Source organism: Mycoplana sp. 10N416 (genome assembly GCF_056394765.1).
In genome coordinates, this window is the sequence record NZ_JBFTIM010000002.1 from 467,565 (window position 1) to 492,949 (window position 25,385).

General features: G+C 64.9%; 18 protein-coding genes. 14 read left to right on the forward strand and 4 right to left on the reverse strand.

Features of this window, described 5'->3' with window-relative positions:
- The first annotated feature begins 123 nt into the window (after positions 1–123).
- Both AC1DDS_RS06515 and AC1DDS_RS06520 read left to right on the forward strand, forming a co-directional pair.
- A complete protein-coding gene (locus AC1DDS_RS06515; RefSeq protein WP_477478128.1) occupies positions 124–4,914 on the forward strand; it encodes an NAD-glutamate dehydrogenase in 4,791 nt (1,596 codons plus the stop codon).
- A gap of 139 nt (positions 4,915–5,053) precedes the next feature.
- Positions 5,054–6,454 (forward strand): MFS transporter, encoded by a 1,401-nt coding sequence (locus AC1DDS_RS06520; protein WP_477478129.1) that lies wholly within the window; start codon positions 5,054–5,056, stop codon positions 6,452–6,454.
- 57 nt (positions 6,455–6,511) lie between these two features.
- On the opposite strand, the gene AC1DDS_RS06525 is transcribed toward AC1DDS_RS06520, so the two are convergent.
- The 3 genes from AC1DDS_RS06525 to AC1DDS_RS06535 are packed head-to-tail and all read right to left on the reverse strand — an operon-like array spanning position 6,512 to position 8,626.
- On the reverse strand, positions 6,512–7,351 hold the full coding sequence (locus AC1DDS_RS06525) for a Crp/Fnr family transcriptional regulator (protein ID WP_477478130.1): 840 nt from the start codon (positions 7,349–7,351) through the stop codon (positions 6,512–6,514).
- Positions 7,266–7,790, reverse strand: a complete 525-nt coding sequence (locus AC1DDS_RS06530) for a hypothetical protein (RefSeq protein WP_477478131.1) — start codon at positions 7,788–7,790, stop codon at positions 7,266–7,268. The genes AC1DDS_RS06525 and AC1DDS_RS06530 overlap by 86 nt, the downstream gene beginning before the upstream one ends.
- Positions 7,791–7,828: 38 nt before the next feature.
- Positions 7,829–8,626 carry a ferritin-like domain-containing protein gene (locus AC1DDS_RS06535; RefSeq protein ID WP_477478132.1) on the reverse strand — a complete coding sequence of 266 codons (798 nt, stop codon included), beginning with the start codon at positions 8,624–8,626 and terminating at the stop codon, positions 7,829–7,831.
- 158 nt (positions 8,627–8,784) lie between these two features.
- Between AC1DDS_RS06535 and AC1DDS_RS06540 the strand changes: the two genes are divergently transcribed.
- The 8 genes from AC1DDS_RS06540 to AC1DDS_RS06575 all read left to right on the forward strand — a co-directional run bounded on the left by AC1DDS_RS06540 (position 8,785) and on the right by AC1DDS_RS06575 (position 19,416).
- Positions 8,785–11,082: a 4Fe-4S binding protein gene (locus AC1DDS_RS06540; RefSeq protein ID WP_477478133.1), complete on the forward strand. Its 2,298-nt coding sequence runs from the start codon at positions 8,785–8,787 to the stop codon at positions 11,080–11,082.
- A gap of 12 nt (positions 11,083–11,094) precedes the next feature.
- Positions 11,095–13,014 (forward strand): TAT-dependent nitrous-oxide reductase, encoded by a 1,920-nt coding sequence (nosZ, locus tag AC1DDS_RS06545; RefSeq protein ID WP_477478134.1) that lies wholly within the window; start codon positions 11,095–11,097, stop codon positions 13,012–13,014.
- Between the two features lie 29 nt (positions 13,015–13,043).
- A complete protein-coding gene (locus tag AC1DDS_RS06550) occupies positions 13,044–14,387 on the forward strand; it encodes a nitrous oxide reductase family maturation protein NosD (RefSeq protein ID WP_477478135.1) in 1,344 nt (447 codons plus the stop codon).
- Positions 14,384–15,301: an ABC transporter ATP-binding protein gene (locus AC1DDS_RS06555; RefSeq protein WP_477478136.1), complete on the forward strand. Its 918-nt coding sequence runs from the start codon at positions 14,384–14,386 to the stop codon at positions 15,299–15,301. The genes AC1DDS_RS06550 and AC1DDS_RS06555 overlap by 4 nt, the downstream gene beginning before the upstream one ends.
- Complete coding sequence (locus AC1DDS_RS06560) at positions 15,298–16,122, forward strand: ABC transporter permease (RefSeq protein WP_477478137.1); 825 nt, start codon at positions 15,298–15,300, stop codon at positions 16,120–16,122. The genes AC1DDS_RS06555 and AC1DDS_RS06560 overlap by 4 nt, the downstream gene beginning before the upstream one ends.
- Positions 16,119–16,688 carry a nitrous oxide reductase accessory protein NosL gene (locus AC1DDS_RS06565; protein WP_477478138.1) on the forward strand — a complete coding sequence of 190 codons (570 nt, stop codon included), beginning with the start codon at positions 16,119–16,121 and terminating at the stop codon, positions 16,686–16,688. Before AC1DDS_RS06560 ends, AC1DDS_RS06565 begins: the two co-directional genes overlap by 4 nt.
- Entirely contained in the window at positions 16,681–17,694 is a 1,014-nt protein-coding gene (locus tag AC1DDS_RS06570; RefSeq protein WP_477478139.1) for an FAD:protein FMN transferase, read from the forward strand. The genes AC1DDS_RS06565 and AC1DDS_RS06570 overlap by 8 nt, the downstream gene beginning before the upstream one ends.
- 423 nt (positions 17,695–18,117) lie before the next feature.
- Complete coding sequence (locus AC1DDS_RS06575; RefSeq protein WP_477478140.1) at positions 18,118–19,416, forward strand: amidohydrolase family protein; 1,299 nt, start codon at positions 18,118–18,120, stop codon at positions 19,414–19,416.
- 132 nt (positions 19,417–19,548) lie between these two features.
- Here the strand turns inward: AC1DDS_RS06575 and putA are convergent, their stop codons facing one another.
- Entirely contained in the window at positions 19,549–23,256 is a 3,708-nt protein-coding gene (putA, locus tag AC1DDS_RS06580; RefSeq protein WP_477478141.1) for a trifunctional transcriptional regulator/proline dehydrogenase/L-glutamate gamma-semialdehyde dehydrogenase, read from the reverse strand.
- 182 nt (positions 23,257–23,438) lie between these two features.
- On the opposite strand from putA, the gene AC1DDS_RS06585 reads away from it, so the two are divergent.
- From AC1DDS_RS06585 to AC1DDS_RS06600, 4 genes are all read left to right on the forward strand, one after another.
- Positions 23,439–23,933 carry an Lrp/AsnC family transcriptional regulator gene (locus AC1DDS_RS06585; protein WP_477478142.1) on the forward strand — a complete coding sequence of 165 codons (495 nt, stop codon included), beginning with the start codon at positions 23,439–23,441 and terminating at the stop codon, positions 23,931–23,933.
- Between the two features lie 115 nt (positions 23,934–24,048).
- Positions 24,049–24,348: a DUF6074 family protein gene (locus tag AC1DDS_RS06590; protein WP_477478143.1), complete on the forward strand. Its 300-nt coding sequence runs from the start codon at positions 24,049–24,051 to the stop codon at positions 24,346–24,348.
- 264 nt (positions 24,349–24,612) lie between these two features.
- The gene (locus AC1DDS_RS06595; RefSeq protein WP_477478144.1) at positions 24,613–25,086 is read left to right on the forward strand and encodes an RrF2 family transcriptional regulator; all 474 of its coding nucleotides are present in this window, start codon (positions 24,613–24,615) and stop codon (positions 25,084–25,086) included.
- Between the two features lie 99 nt (positions 25,087–25,185).
- A complete protein-coding gene (locus tag AC1DDS_RS06600; RefSeq protein ID WP_477478145.1) occupies positions 25,186–25,383 on the forward strand; it encodes a hypothetical protein in 198 nt (65 codons plus the stop codon).
- The last annotated feature ends 2 nt before the right edge of the window (positions 25,384–25,385 follow it).

Consider the following 25,385-nt stretch of genomic DNA (forward strand, 5'->3'; position numbering starts at 1 on the left):
ATTGCCGCCGGTTTTGGAGATTTTCGGACAAAATCGATTGAAATCAGCCGAATAGCTACAAAAACGTCGCGAGGAGAATTTCTCTTCTGCTAGGGTCCTGACATCCAATTTCGGGGGAAATTCATGTCTACACGCAGCAATACAAGGAGAGAGAAACAGATCGATGCGGTAGCGGCCGCCGCGGCGAAGAGAGGGGAGAAGTTCATCGATCCCTCGATCCTCTTCGGGCGAGCCAGCAACGACGATCTCGACATCTACAGCGACGAGATGCTGGCGGCGACCGCGGCCCATGCCTACGCAGAGATCTCTGCCTGGGACGGCTGCGAACCGCGCGTGACGGTCACCACGGTCTCTACCGTCGCCCCGCAGGGAACGCCGGTCTCGATCCTGTCGGTCACCGACCGCAACCAGCCGTTCCTGTATGACTCGGTGATGGGCGAGGTGACGAGCACGCACCGCGACATCCATCTTGCCGTCCATCCGATTTTGGTGATCGAACCGGACCAGGAGCCGAGGCTGTTTTCCCCCGACGAGCCGAGCGATCCGGCCCATCGCGTCAGCCACATCGAGATCCATCTCACGGCGCTTGGCGCCTCCGAGGCGGCGAGCCTGATCGAGCGCATCCACCATGTGCTCACCCAGGTTCACCTGGCGGTCGGCGATTGGAAGCCGATGATGGACACGCTGGCGCTTGCCGTTTCGGAGATGGCGCAGAACGGCGGCGCGCGCCGCCAGGCTGACAGGGACGAGGCCATCGCCTTCCTCGACTGGCTGCGCGACGACAACTTCACCTTCCTCGGCATGCGCGAGTACACCTACAGCAGCAAGGGTGACAAGGCGCTGGTCGAGCGCGGCACCGGCAAGGGCCTTGGCATTTTGTCCGATCCGGATGTGCGCGTGCTGCGGCTCGGCAAGGACGCGGTAACGACGACGCCTGAAATCCTGGCCTTTCTCGAAGGGCCCGACTTCCTGATCGTCACCAAGGCGAACGTGCGCTCCTTCGTCCACCGCCGCGCCTACATGGACTACATCGGCGTGAAGCGGTTCGACGCCGACGGCAACGTCACCGGCGAGCTCAGGATCGTCGGCCTATTCACCTCGACCGCCTACACCCACGCCGCGTCGCAGATCCCGTTGCTGCGCTCCAAGGTCCAGGCGATCATCGAGCATTTCGGCTACGATCCGCAGAGCCACTCCGGCAAGATGCTGATCAACACGCTGGAATCCTATCCGCGCGACGACCTCTTCCAGATCGATACGGGATTGCTGGCGACCTTCTGCGAGCAGATCAACGAACTCAGCGACCGGCCGCGCATCCGCGTGCTGCCGCGGATCGACCATTTCGACCGCTTCGTCTCCGTGATCGTCTACGTGCCGCGCGAGCAGTATGATTCGGACGTACGCGAGAAAATCGGCGCCTATCTCAAGACGGTCTACGACGGGCGCGTGTCCGCCTACTATCCGGCCTTTCCGGAAGGCGGCCTTGCGCGCGTGCACTTCATCATCGGCCGCTCCGGCGGCAAGACGCCGCGCGTCCCGCAGAAGAAGCTCGAACTGGCGGTCCGCGATATCGCCACCCGCTGGACCGACCGCTTCGAGGCGCTGGCCGGCCCGGACGCAACCAAGCTGATCGCGCCGCAAGCCTATCAGGAAGCGTTCACCCCGGCGGAAGCCCACGCCGACCTCGGCATCATCGAGGCGGCGACCGAAGCCGACCCGATCCACATCGCCTTCTACCGCAAGCCCGGCAACACCGACACGAAGATGCTCGAGCTGAAGATCTTCCATGCCGGCGATGCGGTGTCGCTGTCGCGGCGCGTGCCGCTTCTGGAGAACCTCGGCTTCAAAGTGGTGAGCGAGCAGACGCATGACATCGAAGTGATGCAGGAAGACGGCTCGCGCCGGCTCGTCGTGCTGCACGACATGGAACTGCGCCATCGCGACGGGCTGGACATCAACCTGCCGAAGCTCGCCGGCGTGCTGAAGGAAGCCTTCCTGTCGGCCTGGCACGGCCGCACGGACGACGACACGTTCAATCGCCTGGTGATGACGGCCGGCCTGAACGCCGGCGAGATCATGGTGGTGCGCGCCTATGCGCGCTATCTGCGCCAGACCGGGATCGCCTACTCGCAGGACTACATCGCCGACACGCTGAACAGGTATCCGCTCATCGCCGCCGACCTGTTCCACCTGTTTGCGACACGCTTCGACCCGAAGCTTGCCGAGCGCAAGCGGGAAAAGCAGGGTGGCGAGCTCTCCGCCAAGATCGAAGAGGCGCTGGCCGGTGTGCCGAGCCTCGACGAAGACCGGATTTTGCGCCGCTATGTCAACGCGATCCAGTCGACGCTGAGGACAAACTACTTCCAGCGCGACGGCGAGGGTCGGCCGCTTCCCGCCCTTGCCTTCAAGCTCGATCCGCAGGCGCTCGAAGGACTGCCGGAGCCAAGGCCCTTCCGTGAAATTTTCGTCTACGGCGCCGAGGTCGAGGGCGTGCACCTGCGCTACGGCCGCGTCGCCCGCGGCGGTTTGCGCTGGTCAGACCGCGCGCAGGACTACCGCACCGAAGTGCTGGGCCTGGTGAAGGCGCAGCAGGTCAAGAACGCCGTGATCGTGCCGGTCGGCGCCAAGGGCGGCTTCTATCCGAAACAACTGCCGGTCGGCGGCAGCCGCGATGCGGTCTTCAACGCCGGGAAGGAGGCCTACAAGACCTTCATCCGCACGCTCTTGTCGGTGACGGACAACATCGAGGGGCAGGCGGTCGTGCCGCCGCGCGACACCGTGCGGCTCGACGCCGACGATCCCTATTTCGTCGTCGCCGCCGACAAGGGCACGGCGACGTTCTCCGACACGGCGAACGCGCTGGCGCAGGAGGCCGGCTTCTGGCTCGACGACGCCTTTGCCTCCGGCGGTTCGGCCGGCTACGACCACAAGAAGATGGGGATTACCGCGCGCGGTGCCTGGGAGACGGTGAAGCGCCATTTCCGCGAGATGGACATCGACATCCAGAAGACGCCTTTCTCGGTCGTCGGCGTCGGCGACATGTCCGGCGACGTGTTCGGCAACGGCATGCTGCTGTCGCGCAAGACGCGGCTGATCGCCGCCTTCGACCACCGCGACATCTTCATCGACCCTAGCCCGGATACCGAGCTCTCCTTCGCCGAACGCAAGCGCATGTTCGCGCTGCCGCGCTCGAGCTGGCAGGATTATGACCGCGCCGCCCTCTCCAAGGGGGCGATGATCATCCCGCGCACGGAAAAATCCGTGACGCTGACCAGCGAGGCGATGGCCGCGATCGGCATCGACAAGCAAAAGGCCACCCCCTTCGAGATCATGACCGCAATCCTCAAGGCGCCGGTCGACCTGCTCTGGTTCGGTGGCATCGGCACCTATGTCCGTGCTGCCAGCGAGACGGATGCGGAGGTGGGCGACCGCGCCAACGACGCGATCCGCGTCACCGGCGAGGAGGTGCAGGCCCGGGTGATCGGCGAGGGCGCCAACCTCGGCGTCACCCAACGCGGCCGCATCGCCTTCGGTCTGAAGGGCGGCCGGTGCAACTCGGACGCGATCGACAACTCTGCCGGTGTCAATTCCTCGGACGTCGAGGTCAACATCAAGATCGCGCTCGCCTCGGCCATGCGCGAGGAGCGGCTGACGCGGCCGAAGCGCAACACGCTGCTCGCCTCGATGACGGACGAGGTCGCGCAGCTGGTGCTGCGCAACAACTATTTGCAGTCGCTGGCGATCTCGCTCTGCGAGCGGCAGGGCCAGGCGAACCGTCCCGGCCTGTCGCGGCTGATGACGCGGCTGGAGGCTGCCGGACAGTTGAACCGCAAGGTCGAGATGCTGCCGAGCGACCAGGTGATGGACGAACGCTACCACGCCGGCAAGCCGCTGACGCGGCCGGAGATCGGCGTGCTTCTCTCCTACTCGAAGCTCGTGCTGTTCGACGAGATCCTCGAGAGCGACCTGCCGGACGATCCCTATTTCGAGCCGACCCTGATCAACTATTTCCCGGCAAAGATGCAGCGCGCCTATGCCGAGGACATCCGGTCGCACCGGCTGCGCCGCGAGATCATCGCGACGATCCTGGCGAATGGCGTGATCAACCGCGGCGGGCCGGCCTTCGTCAGCCAGCTGACCGACGGCAGCGGCTATTCGAGCGCGGACGTCGTCAAGGCGGCCATGCTGGCCTTCGAGGGCTACGAGCTGTTCCCGCTCTATGCGGCCGCTGATGCGCTGGACAATGCGATCGCCGGGTCGGCGCAGAACGAGGTCTACGAGGATCTCGGCCGGATCTTCGCCAACGCCACGGCGCTGCTGCTGACCACCGGTGCCATCAACGCGCCGATGGACACGGCGGTGCACAAGCTGAAGCAGGCGCTCAAGCAACTGCGGCCGCATCTCGCCAGCCTGATGCCCGAGGCGGCGCGCGAGGAGTTGCGCCGCAAAGCGCTCTCGTTCGAGGACAAGGGCGTTCCGGAGCAGCTTGCGGGCGAGATCGCCGACCTTCTGGCGATGAGCTTCGTTCCGGAGATCATGCTGATCGCCACCCAGACAGGGGACAATCTGGTGCGCACGGCGCAGACCTTTGCCGGCATCAGCGAGACCCTCAACATCGGGGCCCTGCTCGGTGCGGCCGCGCGCGTGCCGACCACGGACCTCTACGAATCGCTCGCACTGGCGCGCAACCTCGCCGATATCGCCTTTGCGCGCCGCGAGCTCACCATGTCCGTGCTCGCCAAGCACAAGGGTGACAAGCAACCGCTCTCGGCCTGGCGGGCTGCCGACGGCGAAAGGCTGGGCCTGGTGACGGGACGCCTCGGCGCGCTGACCGAGGCCGGCGAAGCGACGCTTGCGAAGATCTCCGTCGCCGCCGGCGCTTTGAGCGACCTTGCGCACGGCCGGGCAAGGTGAGAAGGTTCTGCCGGGCGCCCCGACGCCCGGCAGCATGAGGCGCCCGGGAAAACGATAGTCGGCTAACCATCGGCTCTTGTCTCTGGCCCTGTGCCATCGCCGGCATGGGCGGCTGCACAAGCTCGGCACCGGAGGGGCGATGACAGGCAGGGAAGAAATGGCCGGACGCCGGGCGGGGCGGATCGGCATCTGGGGCTGGATGCTGTTCGACTGGGCGGCCCAGCCCTTCTTCACCGTCATCACCACCTTCATCTTCGGCCCCTATCTCGTCTCGCGCATGGCGGCAGACCCGGTGGCCGGACAGGCCGCCTGGAGCTACACGCTCACGATCTCCGGCATCATCATCGCCGTGCTTTCCCCGGTGCTCGGCGCGGTCGCCGACAGGACCGGCCGGCGCAAGCCCTGGATCGGTTTCTTCGCGGTCGTCCAGATCGTATCGCTCTGGATGCTCTGGTATGCCGTGCCCGGAACAGGTCTTCTCATGCCGCTGGCGATGATCGTGCTGGCGACCATCGCCGCGGAGTTTTCGATCGTCTTCAACGATTCTATGATGCCGAGACTGGTGCCGCCGCAGGAGGCCGGACGCATCTCGAACCTCGCCTGGGGGCTCGGCTATCTCGGCGGCATGATCGTCCTGATCGGCGTCGTGCTGCTGCTGGCGGCCAACCCGGAAACCGGCAGGACGGCGCTCGGCATCGGGCCGCTGTTCGGCCTGGACGCGGCCAAGGGCGAGGACGCGCGCATCACCGGGCCGATTTCGGCCGTCTGGTATCTTGTCTTCGTCCTGCCGATGTTTTTGTTCACGCCCGATGGCGGACGCGGCATGCGCATCGGCCCCGCGGTTGTGGCGGGCCTTGCGGATCTGCGTCACACATTTGCCGAACTGAAAGGGCGCCCCGGCATCGTCCGGTTCCTGATCGCGCGAATGATCTACCAGGACGGCGTCAACGGCCTGCTGGCGCTGGGCGGCACCTTTGCGGCGGGCATGTTTGCCTGGCAGACGATGGAGCTTGGCATCTACGGCATCATCCTGAACGTGGTGGCGATCGGTGGCTGCCTGTGGGCAAGCCGGCTCGACAGCCGCTTCGGCTCGAAGAGCGTGGTCGTCGCCAGCCTCATATGCCTGACCGTCGCCACCCTCGGTATCGTTTCGACGGCACCGGGCCATACCCTGTTTGGTCTCGTCCCCCTGTCCACCGCCGATTCCGGCGGTCTGTTCGGCACCCCCGCGGAGAAGGCCTATATCGTCTACGGACTGCTCGTCGGCATCGCCTTCGGTCCCGTGCAGGCGTCCGCACGCTCCTATCTGGCGCGCAGCGTGGCGCCGGAGGAGGCCGGACGCTACTTCGGGCTCTACGCGCTGACCGGACGGGCCACGTCCTTTGCCGCCCCGCTCTCCGTCGGCCTGATCACCAGCGCAACCGGATCGGCCGCGCTCGGCATGGGCGCGCTCGTCGTCTTCCTCGGAGTCGGCCTCGTCCTGCTGCTGCCGACACCTTATCCCGCGCACGACCCGGACGGTCGCGGGTCCGCCGGATAACGCCGGGGCAGATCGCCGCGCGGGGCGAGGCTGCGTCGATACAGGCATTTGCTACAGTTAGGACAGGCGTATTGGGCCTTCCGCTTCATCGGCATCGTGGCGGCCAGATGCGATCGACAGCAACATGTCGCGCTTGAGGATCGTGATGACCGACGGTCGGTCGAACTCGATCAGGCCGCTGCGCTTGAAGTCGTTGAGGCAGCGACTCACGGTTTCAAGGGTCATGCCGAGCCAATCGGCAAGGTCGGCGCGCGTGAGGTGAAGCTTGAAGGAGAATGTGTTCCCCCCCGCGTCGGGGCCGTTGCACGAAAACTGGTTCGCCAGGTCGAGCAGCGCCGTAGCCATCTTTTCCGGGACGGTCTTTTGCCCGAGCAACGTGGCATGCGCGCGGGAACGACCGAGCAGGCGCTGAAAGACATCGGCAGTACCGGACGCATCCATTTCGCTGTCCATTTCTTCCAATTGCGTCATCGCCATCGCAACGGCCCTGACTGGCGCAGTGGCGTATGGGCCTGCACCGAAGATCTGGCCCGCACTGAAGATCTGGCCGGGACCGAGGACGTCCAGGATTTGGCGTCGTCCGTCGCGGAGCGTCTGGAAGATGCAAACACAGCCCGCGACAATGCGAACGAGCGCGTCACGGTGGAAACTGCCGGCGAAGACCTGCGCGCCACGCGGGTAAAGCAGCGGTTCAGGCGAACTTTCCGGTCGACAGCTGGATTTTTGGGATCTGATGGGTTCGACGAACGCGGCGTCGACCTTCGTGGATGTATCGAGCATAGGACTATCCGGCACGAGGCCGGACGTTCCATCAAACGGTGATTCCGGCGCGACTTGAAGGTGCCGCTGCCGCGAGGGCAGCGACGGCTCTGACGAGCAAGCCGGATGGTGGGCCACGGGGTGGCGTATTGGGCGGGAACAACCGATGGAAAAACGCCTCCGTGCGGATCGGAGTTCTGCGCTCCCGCTCGTAAGGCATCAGGTCGCCGAGCGTATCGGCCGGGCCGGGCAGTGCCGCCGCCGCGCCAAGCCGGCAGGCTTCGCAGCCCTTGTTCAAGGCCAGGCCGCCGCCATCGTGCCCGCCAGCCAGGGACAGGCAGTTGTCGGGCCGCGTTCCATCGGGCAGGACGTACTGATAATCGTTCAGCGCAATGCCGTCGGGCACACCCAACACCGGCGGCTTGTGAGCAAAACCGACAGACAGAAGGGCGATCGCGCACAAGACGCGCACCAAACCCCACAACCTGTGTGTCATATCTGCCATCACACCACCCGAAATAAACGTAGTCGGACGGACTCGTCTCCACAATGCGACATTTTCTCCGGCCTCAGCCACGCCATTTCCTGTGCGTCGCGCAGGAGGCGGATGTGACGTCAATGCCGCGGCAGTGCCCGGACCGCGTGCAGGCAGGCTACCAGATCGCCCGCGCAGGCTTGGGCGAACTGCCGCAGGCTCTCGTCGTGCGCATGCTCCGCAAGGTCAAGGTAGTGGTCGAGCAGATGCTCGCAGAGCGGAACAAGCCTGGCCATTACATCGGGCTCGGGGGAAGGTTTCGAGAGATCCCGCGGTGCAACGGCTGCGGCCCGTTGCTGTGCCTTGCGGGCGTGATCCCGAATCTGCTCGCCTCCCCCGGCCGGCGCCCGCCCGGCGGCATTTGCCAGATGATCCGCAAGCTTCTGTTCGAGGGCAGCAAGATCAAGGGCCGGGACATCGCCGCGCCGGTCGCGAATCGCATGAAAGGCCCGCCGGCGTTCACGGCGCAGCGTCGCGACATGCCCGAGTTCCTCCCGCGCCATTCGTTCCGCCGCTTCGCGGATCTCGTTCGTGGGGGCGTGGGCTGCGACATAGGTCCAGAACACGAAGGCTCGCTCCTCGTTTCTGACCGCCATGGAAAAGGCGCGGTAGGAGTTGAGCAGCTCCGGAGCCACCAGTGCCGCGCCCTCGTCGTCGAACATCGGCTGTGGCGGCGGAGGGGGAGCCACCGACGCGGCATTCGTCGTTCCAATCCACTTCTCGACATTGTCGAGATGACCCTGCTCCTCGGAAACAAGCGCCTCGAATACCGCGGCGAGGGCGGGCTGGTCTTCGTCCCGCATCCGTCGAGCCAGCGCCGCATAGCCACTTATCGCTTCCATTTCCATGGAGCGCGCAAGCGCGAGCACTTCGTTCATGGAGCCGACAATCCAAGGCTCTGATTTGGTCACAGATTTTCTCTCCTAAAGAACTCGGTAATCATTCTCTTCGAAAGTCAACCGAAAAAGTTTGTCCTAGATCAAGGATGGTTGCCTCCTGACATCATAAGCCTAACCGCCATAGAAAGCCGGAGCCTATGTCAGATACCCGTATCTCTTTGCCGCGCCGCAATATTGCAACAGTTTTGATTTGGTCATTTCTGATCGTTCTTGCACTGGCATTTCCCAGTTTTGCAGGCGGACAGCTTGGTACCTTCCTCGAAAAGGTCCAGCCGAGCGAACTGTTCCAGGGCGCCGACCGCTTTGGCGAGCCGAGCGGCGATCCGCCGATCGTGCCGGTCCTGCGCGGCGATGACGTGCTCGGCTATGCCTATCTGAATTCCGACTTCACCAGTTCGATCGGCTATTCCGGCAAGCCGATCCATATCGTCGTCGGCATTGACGCCCAGGGCGTCATCCGCGGCTTCAAGATGGTCGACCACAAGGAGCCGATCGTCCTGATCGGCATACCGGAGGAAAAGGTCGTCGCCTCCCTGAACGCCCTCATCGGCAAGGACATGGGGCGCGTTGCCGCTGGCGCCGAGCGTCCGCCGCAGGTCGACATTGTCAGCGGCGCGACCGTCACCGTGCTGGTGATGGGCGACAGCGTGGCACGATCGGCGGTCCAGCTGATCCGCAGCAGTCGCCTGAATGCACAAGGCACGCCGGTGGCCGCGGCCGTCGCGGAGGTCCGCAAGCTCAACCTGGCGAAAACCGAGACCAGCGACTGGCAGACCCTGCTCGGCGATGGATCAATTCGCAGCCTCCGGATGACGGTGGGCGAGGTGTCCGACGCGTTCCGTCAGGCGGGCGAGACGATTGCCGCCGGCAAGCCGGAAACCAAGCACCCCGAAGATCGCTTCATCGACCTTTATCTCGCGCCGGTCAGCGTGCCGGCGATTGGCCGGACATTGCTCGGCGATGCCGCCTATGAGCGTCTGGCAGAGAGGCTGAAGCCGGGGCAAGCCGCCATCCTGGTCGCTGGCGATGGCGCCTATTCGTTCAAGGGATCCGGCTATGTCCGCGGCGGGATCTTCGATCGCATCGAACTGCTGCAGAACGGCCAGGGCCTTCGCTTCCGCGACCGCGACCATACCCGCATTCCCTCGCTCGCAGCCGACGGAGCGCCGCGCCTGCGCGAGATCGCCCTTTACGTCGTCCCCACCGAATTTGCCTTCGACGTCCTGCAGCCGTTCGAGTTGCAGATGCTGGTCCAGCGCAGTGCCGAAGGCCGCGACAAGTCCATCCTCACCTACAATCTGGGCTACACGCTTCCCGATGCCTATGTGACGATCGAAAGCCCGCCGCCTGCGCCGGCGGCCGCGCCCGCCGCACCGCCGGTCCCGCCGGCCGGCGACCTGCTGACGGATCAACAGATCGCCGACGGCCAGCCGCTTTGGCTCAGGATGTGGGACATGAACCGCATCAAGATCGGCGTCACCGTCGTCGCGCTGCTCGTGCTGACCGGCATCTTCTTCTTCCAGGATTGGCTGGTGAAGCGTCCGGTGATGTTTGCCTGGATCCGGCGCGGCTTTCTGCTGTTCACCCTCGTGTGGCTCGGCTGGTACGCCAACGCGCAGCTGTCGGTGGTCAACGTCCTGACCTTCATGAATTCGCTGATCACCGGTTTCAACTGGGAGTTCTTCCTGTCGGCACCACTGATCTTCATCCTGTGGGCAGCGGTCGCCGCCGCTCTCCTGTTCTGGGGACGCGGTCCGTTCTGCGGTTGGCTCTGCCCGTTCGGCGCGCTGCAGGAACTGACCAACAACGTCGCCCAGTGGCTGAAGGTCCCGCAGGTGCGCCTCCCCTGGGGGCTGCATGAACGGCTGTGGCCGATCAAGTATATAATCTTTCTCGCCCTGTTCGGCCTGTCGCTCTATTCGGTGGCGCTTGCCGAGGTCTTCGCCGAAGTCGAACCGTTCAAGACCGCGATCATCCTCAAGTTCGCCCGCGAATGGCCGTTCGTGATCTTCGCCCTGACGGTCCTGTCGGCGGGACTGTTCATCGAGCGCTTCTACTGCCGCTACCTCTGCCCACTCGGCGCCGCACTCGCCATCCCGGGGCGCATCCGGATGTTCGAATGGCTGAAGCGCTGGCCCGAATGCGGCTCGCCTTGCCAGCGATGCGCCAAGGAATGCCCGGTGCAGTCGATCCATCCCGAGGGCCAGATCAACGTCAACGAATGCATCTACTGCATGCATTGCCAGGAGCTCTACCACGACGACCATCGCTGTCCGCACATGATCCAGGTGCGGCTGAAGCGGGAGAAGTTCATGGCGCTGTCGACACCGGCGTCGCGCGGCGACGCGCCGGCCAAGACCGTCGTTACCCACAAGGGGACGCCGATCAAGAAAGCAGATCCACAAGTGGACAATCCAGCACCGTCAACCAACTAAGGAGAGGATACCATGTCAGACCAAGAGAATCGGATAAGCCTCAATCGGCGCCAGATGCTGGGGTCGGCCGCTTTCGCCGCCGCAGCGGGCGCGGCAACCGTCGGGGGCGCCATCAGCCTGACGGCAGGATCGGCGACATCGGCAGCCGCCCAGGATGCCGACGATCACAGCTATGAAGTCAAGCCCGGCGAGCTGGACGAATACTACACCTTCTTTTCCAGCGGTCAGACCGGCGAGGTCCGTATCGTCGGGCTCCCCTCGATGCGCGAGCTGATGCGTATTCCGGTCTTCAACCGCTGCAGCGCGACCGGCTGGGGGCAGACCAATGAAAGCCGCAAGATCCTCACCGAAGGCCTACTGCCGGAAACCGTCGAGTTCCTCAGCGACCAGGGCGGCATCTACCTGAACGGCGACCTGCACCATCCGCATCCGTCCTTCACCGACGGCACCTATGACGGCCGCTATCTCTTTGCCAACGACAAGGCCAACACGCGCGTCTGCCGCATTCGTCTCGACGTGATGAAGTGCGACAAGATCATCCAGCTGCCGAACCAGCACACGGTGCACGGCCTGCGCGTGCAGAAGTACCCGAAGACCGGCTACGTGTTCTGCAACGGCGAAGACCGGGTTCCGATCCCGAACGACGGCAAGATCCTCAACGATCATAAGCAGTACCACGCCATCTTCACCGCTGTGGACGGCGAAACCATGAAGGTGGCCTGGCAGGTCATGGTCGACGGCAACCTCGACAACGTCGACTGCGATTACCAGGGCAAATATGCGTTCGCGACCTGCTACAACTCTGAAGAAGGAGTCAACCTCGCCGAGATGATGGGCAGCGAGCAGGACTGGGTCGTCATCTTCAACCTGAAGCGGATCGAGGAAGCGGTCGCCAAGGGGGACTTCAAGGAAATGGGCGGCGTGCCGGTCATCGACGGACGCAAGGGTTCTCCCTACACCCGCTACGTTCCGGTCTCCAACAGCCCGCACGGCATGAACACGGCGCCGGACGGCATCCACGTCGTCGCCAACGGCAAGCTGTCGCCGACGGTCACCGTGTTCGACGTGCGCAAGTTCGACGATCTGTTCGACGACAAGATCAAGCCGCGCGACACCGTCGTTGCCGAACCCGAACTCGGCCTCGGACCGTTGCACACCGCCTATGACGGCAAGGGCAATGCCTACACGACGCTGTTCATCGACAGCCAGGTCTGCAAATGGAACATCGAGGACGCCAAGCGCGCCTTTGCCGGCGAGAAGGTCGATCCGATCCGCCAGAAGCTCGACGTCCACTACCAGCCGGGCCACAACCACACGTCGATGGGGCAGACCAAGGAAGCCGACGGCAAGTGGCTCGTCTCGCTCAACAAGTTCTCCAAGGACCGCTATCTCAACGTCGGCCCGCTGAAGCCGGAGAACGACCAGCTCATCGACATTTCCGGCGACGAGATGGTTATCGTGCACGACGGCCCGTCCTTTGCCGAACCGCATGACGCCACGATCGTGCATGCCTCGAAGATCAACCCGGTCCATGTCTGGAACCGTGACGATCCGTTCTTCGCCGATGCCGTCGCCCAAGCCAAGGCGGATGGCATCGATCTGATGCTGGACAGCGAGGTCATTCGCGACGGCGACAAGGTCCGGGTCTACATGACGTCGGCAGCGCCGGCCTTCGGCCTGGAGGACTTCACTGTCAAACAGGGCGACGAGGTGACCGTATACATCACCAACATCGACGAGGTGGAAGACCTCACCCACGGCTTCGCCATCATCAATTACGGCGTAAACATGGAAATCGGCCCGCAGGCGACCGCATCGGTCACCTTCAAGGCCAACCGGCCTGGCGTATGGTGGTACTACTGCTCGTGGTTCTGCCACGCCATGCACATGGAAATGAAGGGCCGCATGTTCGTCGAGCCCAAGTCGGCGTGATGTCGGCTCACTTCACAAAGACAGCAGGGATGGCGGCCGTTCTGGCCGCCCTTCCAGCCGTGGCGGTGGCCGCCACCCTTTCCGTGGCGCCGGTTGATGGCCGGCCGCTGCAGCAGGCCATCGATGCGGCGATGCCAGGCGATGTGCTCACGCTCGAGCCGGGCAACCATGCCGGGCCGGTCGTCATCGACAAGCCACTGACGCTTGTCGGGAAGCCAGGGGCAGCTGTCCGCGGCAATGGTCGTGGGAGCGTCATAAGGATCGAGGCGGAGGGTGTCACTGTGCGCGGGCTTGCGGTCAGCGGATCAGGCCGCGAACTGCCCGCCCGCGATTCCGGTATCTACGCCGCCCAGACCGCGACGGGCGCCGTCATCGAAGACAACACGGTGACCGATAACCTGTCCGGAATCTATCTCTACGGCGCGGTGGATTCGATTGCCCGACGCAACCGCATCGTCGGCCTCCAGAGTGGTCGGCTGAGCGAAGCCGGCAGCGGCGTGACGATATGGAATGCACCCGGCGCCAAGGTGCAGGACAACGACATCAGCTTCGGCAGGGATGGGATCGCCACCACTGCCAGCAAGCGGAACGTCTTCAGCGGTAACCACTTCCGTAATCTGCGCTTCGCCATCCACTACATGTATACGAACGACAGCGAGATCAGGGACAACGTCTCGACCGGCAACTCTGTCGGCTATGCGATCATGTATTCGAATCGGCTGAAGATCATCGGCAACGTGTCCGACGGCGACCGCGATCACGGCCTGCTTCTTAATGCCGCCAACAGTTCGGAAATCCGGGACAACAGGGTCATGGGGCGCATGCAACCCATCGATCGCTGGTTGTCGGCCGGCGTGCAGACCGGCGAACACGGCATGCCGAAACAAGACGCCGGTGAGGTTGCTGCGGACCAGGGCGAGCGCCTCGGCCCGGAGAAATGCGTCTTCATCTACAATGCCAACCGCAATCGCTTTTTCGACAACCGCTTCGAGGGGTGTAACATCGGCATCCACTTCACCGCCGGGTCGGAAGGCAACAGATTGAGCGGCAATGCCTTCATCGACAATCGCAACCAGGTCAAATACGTCGGCACCCGCTTTGTCGACTGGTCGAGCGACGGCCGCGGCAACTACTGGAGTGACAATCCCGCCTTCGACCTCAACGGCGACGGCATCGGCGACAATCCCTATCGTCCAAACGATCTGATCGATCGGGTGCTCTGGACCGCGCCACAGGCGAAGTTGCTCACGACCAGCCCGGCCGTCCAGGTCATCCGTTGGGCACAGTCCCAGTTTCCGGCGCTACTGCCGGGGGGCGTCGTCGACACCCACCCGCTGATGGCACCGATTGCAGACAGGAGCGCAAAGCCGTGACGGCAACCGTGAATATCGAGGGCGTGTCCAAGCGCTATGGCAAGGTCGATGCGGTGCGCGATGTCGCCCTGACGCTCGAGGGGGGCGAGACCGTTGCGCTCGTCGGCCATAACGGAGCCGGCAAGACGACGCTCATCAAAATGATGCTCGGCCTCATCCGCCCCACCACCGGCAGCGTTCGCATGCTCGGCGAGGACCCCGGCAAAGGCGATGTCATGGCGCGCAAGCGTCTCGGCTACCTGCCCGAAAGCGTGTCCTTTCACATGGCCCTGACGGGGCGGGAAACGCTGGCCTTCTACGCCCGGCTGAAACGCGTCGATATCGCCTCCACCGACGCGCTGTTCGAGCGGGTCGGATTGGCGCCGCAGGCGGCCGCCCGCCCGGTGCGGACCTACTCGAAGGGCATGCGCCAGCGGCTGGGCCTTGCCCAGGCGTTGCTCGGCGAGCCGCGCGTCCTGCTGCTCGACGAACCGACAAGCGGGCTCGATCCGGCCTTGCGGCGCAGCTTCTACGACCTGATCACCGACCTTCGCAGGCGTGGGACGACGGTGCTCCTGTCCTCACACGCGCTAACCGAGCTTGAAGACAGGGCGGATCGGGTGATCATCCTCAACAAGGGCATCAAGATCGCCGACGGCACACTGGACGATCTGCGGCGGATTGCGCGGCTGCCGACCCGGATCAGCGTCAAGCTCGCCAAGGACGCGCCGGTCCCGGCCTGGGCCCAGGGCAACGGCCGCTGGAAGCCGGCGGCAAACGGGACCTTCGAGGCCGACGTCGCGCCGGAAGACAAGATTGCACTGCTTGGTGACATCACCGTGCCGCCGTCACCGCTTACCGGTCTGACCATCACCGAGCCGACGCTCGACGATCTCTATGCCCACTTTCTCGACGGCCAGGAGATGAGCCGATGAACGTCCTGATCGTTGCCCGCAAGGAAATCCAGGAAGGCCTGCGCAATCGCTGGGTCCTTGCCACCACGCTGCTTCTGGCGACGCTGGCGCTGACGCTGTCGTTTCTCGGCAGTGCGCCGACCGGCAACGTCGGCGTCAACCGCCTCGACATCGTCATCGTCAGCCTTTCGAGCCTGACGATCTTCCTGGTGCCCCTGATTGCGCTGCTGCTTTCGCACGACGCGATTGTCGGTGAGGCCGAACGCGGGACGCTGTTGCTGCTCTTGAGCTATCCGCTCGGCCGCAGCGAGGTGGTGTTCGGAAAGTTCCTCGGCCATCTGGCGATCCTCGCCTTTGCCACCCTGTTCGGGTACGGCGCGGCCGCTGCGGCACTGACGGTGACCGGCTCTGAGAACAGCGTCGAAAGCTGGCGCGCGTTTCTCTTTATGGTCGCGTCCTCGGTCCTGCTCGGGGCGGTGTTCCTTGCGATCGGCTATCTCACCAGCACGCTTGCCCGCGAGCGCAGCACGGCCGGCGGAATCGCCATCGGCATCTGGCTGTTTTTCGTCCTCATCTACGACATGGCTCTGCTGGGCGGGCTGGTGGCGGCCCAGGGCCATGCGGTTCCGGCGCTGCTCCTCGATCTGTTGCTGGTCGCCAACCCGACCGACGCCTATCGTCTGCTCAACCTCGGCTCCGGCAGCACCGCAGCCCTGTCCGGCATGGGCGGGATCGCCGGCCATACCGGCCTGTCGGCTCCGATTTTGATCGGGGCACTGATCGCCTGGATCGCCGTGCCGCTCGGCTGGGCGAACATCGTCTTTTCGAGGAGGGAAGTATGAAGCCTTCTGTCCTGTGCGCTGTCCTGGGCGCCGCACTTTTCCTGGCATCCTGCAACAAGCAGGACGAAGTGGTCGCCCCGCCTCCGTTCGCCCTGACGGAGGATGCGATGGGTCGCTATTGCGGCATGAACGTGCTCGAGCATCCCGGCCCGAAGGGGCAGATCATCCTGCAGCAGGTTCCGGAGGCCATCTGGTTTTCCTCGGCGCGCGATACGCTCGCATTCACCATGTTGCCCGAGGAGCCTCGCGATATCGCGGCAATCTATGTCTCGGACATGGGCAAGGCTCCGAACTGGGAGGAGCCGGGCGCGGAGAACTGGATCGACGCGAAGACGGCATTCTTCGTGATCGGCAGCTCGCGGCGAGGCGGGATGGGCACGGAGGAGGCGGTGCCCTTCTCCAGTGAAGCCGATGCCCGCGCCTTCGCGGGCACGCACGGCGGCCGCGTGGTGCGCTTCGAGGAGATGCCGCACGACTATATCCTCGGATCCGGCGCCGAGGCTTCTCCGGAGGACGCCGGCGCCGCCGATGAAACAACAGGCACGGATGGGCAGGACCATGGCTGAGTTGATCTCCCGGCGTCGGGCAATCACGATCATCGCCGCGGTCGGCGGCCTGCCGCTGCTATCCGTTTCCGGCCTCGCCAAGGCCGCGGTGGAACCGGTCATCTGGAAGGGTCAGGCGCTCGGCGCACCGGCAACGCTGATCATCAACCATCCCGACCGAAGTGCTGCCGAACGGCTGATCGGCCGCGTCGTCAGCGAAGTGGACAGGCTGGAATCCATCTTCAGCCTCTATCGGGAAGCCTCCGCCCTCAACGAGTTGAACAGGGTTGGCGGCCTGGCCGTGCCGCCGCCAGAACTGGTTGAGGTTCTGGGCGCCTGCCGGACGGCCTGGGAAGCGACCGACGGCGTTTTCGATCCGACCATCCAGCCGCTGTGGGCGCTTTACGCCCGGCACTTCTCTTCGCCCGCGGCCGCCGCGGCTGGTCCGTCGCGGCAGGACCTCAAGGAGGCGCAGGCACGGACAGGGTTCGAGGCCGTTCGCTTCAGCCGTGACCGGATCGCTTTCGCGCGCCCGAACATGGCGCTGACGCTGAATGGCATCGCGCAAGGCTATGTCACCGATCGCGTGGTGGCCCTGTTGCGCGCCGGGGGCATCACGAGCAGCCTTGTCAGCATGGGGGAAAACCGCGCCATCGGCGCGACGGCAGACGGCAGCGCCTGGCGCATCGGGCTTGCCGATACGGAAGCGGGCGCGCGGCCCGACACCGTGCTCGGCGTGATCGACAAGGCGGTTGCGACCTCGAGCGCCGCCGGCTTCCATTTCGATCGGGCCGGTCGTTTCGGTCATATCCTCGACCCGCGCCGCGGCGCCATGCCGCCCCGCTATCGCCGCGTGACGGTGATCGCTCCCGACGCGACGACGGCGGATGCCTTCTCGACGGCGGCCAGTCTTGTGGGACAGTCGGATATCGAGGCGATCGTCAGCAGGAATTCGTCGCTGACGGTCGACCTGGTTCTCGATGATGGAAAGCGGGTGCGTTTCGGGAAGGCTGTCGACGTCCTGTAAGCCGGGTCAGCCCAAGGATCGCTCGAGCACTGGCGGCCATCGCGGCGTGTTGGACGTCGAGAAGACGTTTTCCGACCGAACTACGCCGCCGGTGGCGATCGAGGTTTTCATTCTGCCAAGGCTGGTGGTGCAAACCTTTCCGGATCTCGCCAACATCGCGCCAGACGATGCGGCGCCTTGCCCGGGAAATTGGTGTGTCACACCCCAGGTTTGCGCCGCATGGGCTTTGGAATGGCGCCTTCAACAACGGCGCCGCCATCTCCTCTCGACGCAACGGCGTCAAACGGGCATTCTTGTGAATGTTCAATTGGCCTCCGCGAATCACTGGAGCTTCGACAAGCTCAGAATTTCCGGCCGGGCCGAATCGACAACCTCCCGATAGCTCACAGCGAGTCTTCCTCCGTCCATTTATACAGGTGCCCCATGTTCGACGTGCTGATCAAGAATGCCAATCTCCCCGACGGTCGCGAGGGCATCGACATTGCAATCAAGGGCGACAAGATCGTCGACGTCGGGCCGAGGATCGAGGCAGAGGCCGGCGAGGTGATCGAGGCGAGCGGGCGGCTGGTGACGCCGCCTTTCGTCGACCCGCATTTCCACATGGATGCGACGCTCTCGCTCGGCCTGCCGCGCATGAACGTCTCCGGCACGCTGCTCGAGGGCATAGCGCTTTGGGCCGAACTGCGCCCGACGCTGACGCGTGAGGCGCTGGTGGAGCGCGCCCTGCGCTACTGTGATCTCGCCGTGAGCCAGGGCCTGCTCGCCATCCGCAGCCATGTCGACACGAGCGATCCGGCACTCGTCACCGCCGAGGCGCTGATCGAGGTGCGCGAGAAGGTCGCCCCCTATATCGACCTGCAGCTCGTCGCCTTCCCGCAGGACGGCTACTACCGGGCCGAGGGCGGGGTCGACTCCTTGAACCGTGCGCTCGACATGGGCCTCGACATCGTCGGCGGCATCCCGCATTTCGAGCGCACCATGGCCGACGGCGCGGCGTCGGTGTCCGCACTCTGCAAGATCGCCGCCGACCGCGGCCTGCCGGTCGACATGCACTGCGACGAGACCGACGATCCGATGTCGCGCCACATCGAGACGCTCGCCGCCGAGACGGTGCGCTACGGGTTGCAGGGCCGCGTCGCCGGCTCGCACCTGACCTCGATGCACTCGATGGACAACTACTACGTCTCCAAGCTCATTCCGCTGATGGCGGAGGCCGAGATCAATGTCATCCCGAACCCGCTGATCAACATCATGCTGCAGGGCCGGCACGACACCTACCCCAAGCGCCGCGGCATGACGCGCGTGCGCGAACTGATGGAGGCCGGCCTCAACGTCTCCTTCGGCCACGACTGCGTGATGGACCCGTGGTACTCGATGGGCTCCGGAGACATGCTGGAGGTCGGCCACATGGCGATCCACGTCGCGCAGATGGCCGGCATCGAGGACAAGCGGAAGATCTTTGACGCGCTGACCGTCAACTCGGCCAAGACGATGGGGCTTAAGCGCTATGGACTCGAAAAGGGCTGCAACGCTGACCTCGTCGTCCTGCAGGCGCGCGATCCCCAGGAAGCACTGCGGCTGAAGGCCAATCGCCTCGTCGTCATGCGGCGCGGCAAGGTCATCGCCCGCTCGGCACCCCGCTTCAGCGAGTTGAAGCTCGAGGGGCGGCCGACGGCGGTCGACGCCGCCGACTATGCGCCGCTGCGGCCGGGCGAGCTTTAACGCCCGGTCGGGCCAAGGCTCACCGCCCCCGGAAAATTTCATTGAACCGACGAAAATGGCGGCCCCTCTCGGAGCCGCCATTTGTGTTTCACCGGTCGCTGGCCCGGACCCAAGTCCGGCCGGAGCGCATGATCAGCCGATCGCCATCAGGCTGGCATTACCACCGGCGGCGGTGGTGTTGATCGAGGTGGAGACCTCTTCCAACAGCCAGTTGAGGCAGTAGGCATCCGCGTTCTGCGCCGCAAGCGCCTCCGTCGACGCCGCCTGGACCAGCACCAGCGGGCCGGGCAAGGTTGCGATCTTCTCGTTGATGGCGCGGACGCGCTCACCGTCGCCCTCCACCAGCGCGCCGGCGAAGGGGCCACTCTTGGCCCAGTCGTTCGACCAGGCAAGGCGACCGGCAACGCTCGCCGGCAGATCCTTGAGCGATGCCTGCAGGCCGGAGGCCGCATCGATCACGACCCGGTTGCCGGTCGCAAGCGCTGCAACGATCTGGCTGAAGAGACCGGCTTCCGTCTGCGGCACCAGAAGGATCTGGCCGCGCGGATGCAGCGCATAGAGGTTGCGCTCACCGACCGGGCCGGGCAGCTCGATGTCGAGGCCCAGCGCCGAAGCGCTGCCGGTATCGCGGGCGGCCTGCGCCTGCGCATTCATGCCGCGCTGGCCGAGCCACTTGGCGAAGTCCGAAAGGGCCGCGTCGGTGTGCACCGAGCTGTGCTGCGGCGGGATCGGCGCAGTCTTGACCAGACGGCCGAGATAGAGCGGGCCGCCGGCCTTCGGGCCGGTGCCGGACAGGCCGCGGCCGCCGAAGGGCTGGACGCCGACGATGGCGCCGATGACGTTGCGGTTGACATAGATATTGCCCACCTTCACCCGGCTCGTCACATGGGCGATCGTCTCGTCGAGGCGCGTGTGCAGACCGAAGGTCAGGCCATAGCCGGTGGCGTTGATGTCGTCGAGCAACCGGTCCAGGTCGTCGCGCTTGTAGCGGATGACGTGCAGGACCGGACCGAAGACCTCGCGCTTCAGTTCCGAAATGCCGCCGAGCTCGATGATCGTCGGCGGGACGAACGTACCCTTCGCCGTCTCGGCATCGAGGCTGATCTGCTCGACCTTGCGGCCCTTGCTGCGCATGCCTTCGACGTGCCCCTCGATGATGCCCTTGGCCTCGGCGGTGATGACCGGGCCGATGTCGACGGACAGCTTGTCGGTGCGGCCGATCTTCAGCTCGTGCAGCGCGCCCTTCAGCATTGTCAGCGTGCGGTCGGCAACGTCGTCCTGCAGGCAGAGCACGCGCAGTGCCGAGCAGCGCTGACCGGCGCTGTCGAAGGCGGAGGCGATCACGTCGAAGACGACCTGTTCGGCGAGCGCGGACGAATCGACGATCATCGCGTTCTGGCCGCCGGTCTCGGCGATCAGCGGGATCGGCCGGCCATCGGCCGAAAGCCGACCGGCGAGCTGCGCCTGGATCAGGCGGGCGACCTCGGTCGAGCCGGTGAACATGACGCCGGCGGTCTCCGGTGCGCCAACGAGCGCGGCGCCGACGCGGCCGTCACCCGGCAACAGCTGCAGCGCCTCGGCGGGAACACCGGCCTCATGCAGGAGGCGCACGCCTTCGGCGGCGATCAGCGGCGTTTCCTCGGCCGGCTTGGCGAGCACCGGATTGCCGGTGACCAGGGCGGCGGCGACCTGACCGATGAAGATCGCCATAGGGAAGTTCCACGGGCTGATGCAGACGACCGGGCCGAGCGGCGCATGCGCCGGGCCGAGGGTGCGGCGTGCCTGGTCGGCGTAGTAGCGCAGGAAGTCGATCGCCTCGCGCACTTCAGCAATGGCGTTCGGCAGCGACTTGCCCGCCTCGCGGACGATCAGGCCGAGCAGCGTCGGCATGCGCGCCTGCATCGCATCGGCGGCCCGCTCGAGGCAAGCGGCACGCTCCGCCGGCGAAACGGCGGCCCAGCGCGGCGCGGCAGCGGCTGCGAGGCCAACGGCCTTACGCGCGGTTTCATCGGTGGCTTCGGTGACCTGGCCAACGACATCGCCCAGATCGCCGGGGTTGAGGACGGGGCGCGTCTCGCCGCCGGCAACACCCGTGGCAAGCTGCGGCTCGGCCTTCCAGGCGATTGCCGCGCTGGCTTCGAGCGCTTCGCTGAGCGAGGCGAGGGCGGTCTCGTCGGAAAGGTCAAAACCGGCGGAGTTCGGCCGCGCACCGTAAAGGTTAGCAGGCAGCGCGATCTGGTCATGGCGCGCGCCGACGACGGCCATCGAGCGAACGACCTCCGCCGGGTCGGCGATCAGATCGTCGATCGACACGGCCGGGTCGGCGATGCGGTTGACGAAGGAGGAGTTTGCGCCGTTCTCCAGGAGGCGGCGGACAAGATAGGCCAGCAGCGTCTCGTGAGTACCGACCGGCGCATAGATGCGGCAGGGACGGTTCAGGTTGCCGCTGCCGACAACCTCGTCATAGAGCGGTTCGCCCATGCCGTGCAGGCACTGGAACTCGTACTTGCCGACGGAAAAATCCGGGCCGGCAAGATGGTAGATCGTCGCCAGCGTCTGGGCGTTGTGGGTGGCAAACTGCGGGAACACCGCGTCGGTCGCCGCCAGGAGCTTCTTGGCACAGGCGATGTAAGAGACGTCGGTGTGAATCTTGCGGGTGTAGACGGGGAACTCCGCCAGCCCATCGACCTGCGCGCGCTTGATCTCCGCGTCCCAATAGGCGCCCTTGACGAGGCGCACCATGATGCGGCGGTTCGAGCGGCGGGCGAGCTCGATGATGAAGTCGAGCACGAACGGGCAACGCTTGCCATAGGCCTGCACGACGAAGCCGACGCCGTTCCAGCCGGCCAGATCCGGGTCGACGCAGAGGCTCTCAAGCAGGTCGAGCGACAGCTCCAGCCGGTCGGCCTCTTCGGCGTCGATATTGAGACCGATGTTGTAGGTCTTCGACAGCAGCGCCAGCGCCTTCACCTTGGGCAGGAGCTCGTCCATGACCCGCTCGACCTGGGCGCGCGAATAGCGCGGATGCAGAGCGGACAGCTTGATGGAGATGCCCGGCCCCTCATAGATGCCGCGGCCAGCCGAAGCCCGACCGATCGCATGGATGGCGTTTTCATAATCGCGATAGTAGCGCTCTGCATCGGCAGCGGTCGTCGCGGCCTCGCCCAGCATGTCGTAGGAATAACGGAAGCCCTTCTGTTCCAGCGCGCGGGCGCGGTTGACGGCCTCGTCGATCGTCTCGCCGGTAACGAATTGCTCGCCCATCATGCGCATCGCCATGTCGACGCCGCGGCGGATCACCGGCTCGCCGCAGCGGGCGATGAGGCGGGTCAGGGCTGCCGACAAGCCGCGATCGTTGACGGTGCCGGTCAGCTTGCCGGTGACGACAAGCCCCCAGGTGGCGGCGTTGACGAACAGCGAGCGGCCGCCGCCGATATGGGACTTCCAGTCACCATCGGCGATCTTGTCGCGAATCAGCGCGTCGCGCGTTGCGGTATCCGGAATACGCAGCAGCGCTTCGGCGAGACACATCAGCGCCACGCCCTCCTGGCTCGACAGCGAATACTCCTGCACCAGGCCCTCGACGCCGGTGCCCTTGTGCTTGGCGCGCAGCGCGGTGATCAGCTTGCCGGCGGTGGCGGCAATGGAGGCGCGCTGTTCAGGCGTGACCGTAGCGGCTTCCAGCAGCGGCGCCAGCGCTTCGGCCTCGGGCAGGCGATAGGCGGCGGTGATCGCCTGGCGCAGCGGACCCTGCTCGCGGATCGGCGGGGCAAAATCGGCAAAGGGGCGACGTTCACCGGCGGAGCCGGCGGTTTCCGGAGAGGAGGAGGTCTTGATCATCGTGGCGCGCTCGTCGGTGATTGGTCGTTTCAGCCGGTCGTCCGGCCTGGCCGCGCCCCGCACCGGATGGTGACATTGCGCAGCATCCGGATGGTAGCACCGAAGCTGAAACCATGTTGACTTGATTTTCGCTTCAATTAGGCCGATCGATCTATTTATCGACGACTTGAAAGGCTGAATGAATGGCAAAGACGCAAACTACCGACGATTTGGATCAGTTCGACATTCGCATCCTCGACGTCCTCAGCCAGGACGGCCGGCTCTCGGTGACAGAGTTGTCCAAGCGGGTGGGATTGTCAAAGACTCCCTGCCAGGCGCGTCTGAAGCGGCTGATCGACGAGGGCTTCATCCTCGGCTTCCATGCCGAAATCAACCTGCGCAAGCTCGGCCTCGACCACATCGCCTTTGCCGAGGTGAAGCTGTCGGACACGCGCGAAAAGGCGCTGGAGGCCTTCAACAACGCCGTGCGCCGCATCCAAGAGGTCGAGGAATGCCACATGATCGCCGGCTCCTTCGACTATCTGCTCAAGGTGCGGACCTCCGACATCCGCAAATATCGCGAGGTGCTGGGCGAAAAGATCTCCAGTCTGCCGAACGTCGCCAACACCTCGACCTTCGTGGTCATGCAGGCGGTCAAGGATAGCGGCGCCACCAACGTCCCCACCGCCCTGCTGTAGGCAACTCTGTCGTAGCTGCATCAAGCCGCTTCGGCACAGCACAACCGGACCGGAAACCTGACGTTAACCATGCGCCCCGTATGCAGGACCTACCGCACATGAGGGGACAGCATACATGACCGCAGCATCTGTAAACATCGGCCTGACATCGCGCACTGGCCCAGTGCCGTTTCCGATGGCCCGGCGGACGGGGATCGTCCGGCGCTGTGCTGCCGAGTTGGAGGCTCTGCATGGCGAAGCGGCCCAGCGGTACTGGCGCACGGAATGCCGCAAGCTTGCCGACGAATTGCTGGCGCTTGGCTGCGCCGAGGCGGAAATGCGCCTGCAGGTGCTGGATTTCCAGGACGAGGTCCAGGCCGAACTTCGCCGCCGGCACCTGGCGGATGCGATGCGTGACGAGGCCGCGCGGGGCTGATCGGCCCGCCGGGTTGCATTTGGCAGCGCTCCGTGCAAACCGGGCAGGGAGCGGCTATCCTTACACTCGTCGGCTTGCATAAGCAGTTGCGATAAAATACATATTTTTTATACGTTTTTAGCACTTGGCGCCTAAAATGCGTCGGAATCATCCGTGATGGGTGGCTGACGATCATCCCCCGAACACACGGGTGAATTCCTGGAAGCGGGTGCGCCTGGTGCGCGACCCGGCGAATGTCGATTTGCAGGCAGAAAGCAGGCGGGCATGCTGACGAAAAAGGGCAAGTACGGGCTGAAGGCTCTGGTCGACCTGGCGCGGCTTGCACCCGGCGAGACCGCGTTCGTCAGCGAGATCGCGCTGCGCAACAACATTCCGAAGAAGTTTCTCGACACCATCCTGCTCGAACTGCGCAATGCCGGCATCCTTCGGTCCAAGAAAGGGCCGGGCGGTGGTTATGCGCTGTCACAGCCGGCGTCGGCAATCCGCATTGGCCACGCCATCCGCGTCCTCGACGGGCCACTGGCGCCGATCCGCTGCGCCAGCCGTACGGCCTACGAGGCCTGCGACGATTGCGCCGACCCCGAGACCTGCCAGGTGCGCCGCTCGATGACGGAAGTGCGTGATGCCATCGCCGCCATCCTCGACACGATGACGCTGGAACAGTTCGTCGCCGCGCCCGGCGTGGCCGGCCTGGTCGAAGAGGACGAACCGGCAAAGAAGGTCGTCGGTCGATCGTAACGGATTAGACCACCAAATCTATAGACTATTGACACGCGCCACGATTTTGCCATGGTCGTTGCCGGACCGTTAACGGTCGGGCACGACAGGGGTGGATGCATGTTCTATATGGGCGGAATGACTCTCGGCTATCTGTCGCCGAATCCGAGACAAGCCGATGACGGCGACGCCGACAAACGGGACCCAGCTCCGGCCGAGACCAGGATCCGCATGAGCCTGCTGGACCTGCTGAAGCCGGCCGTTCCCCAGAAGGCGCGGCAGGAGCACACGGCTTGGCCCATCCACGTGTTCTACTGATT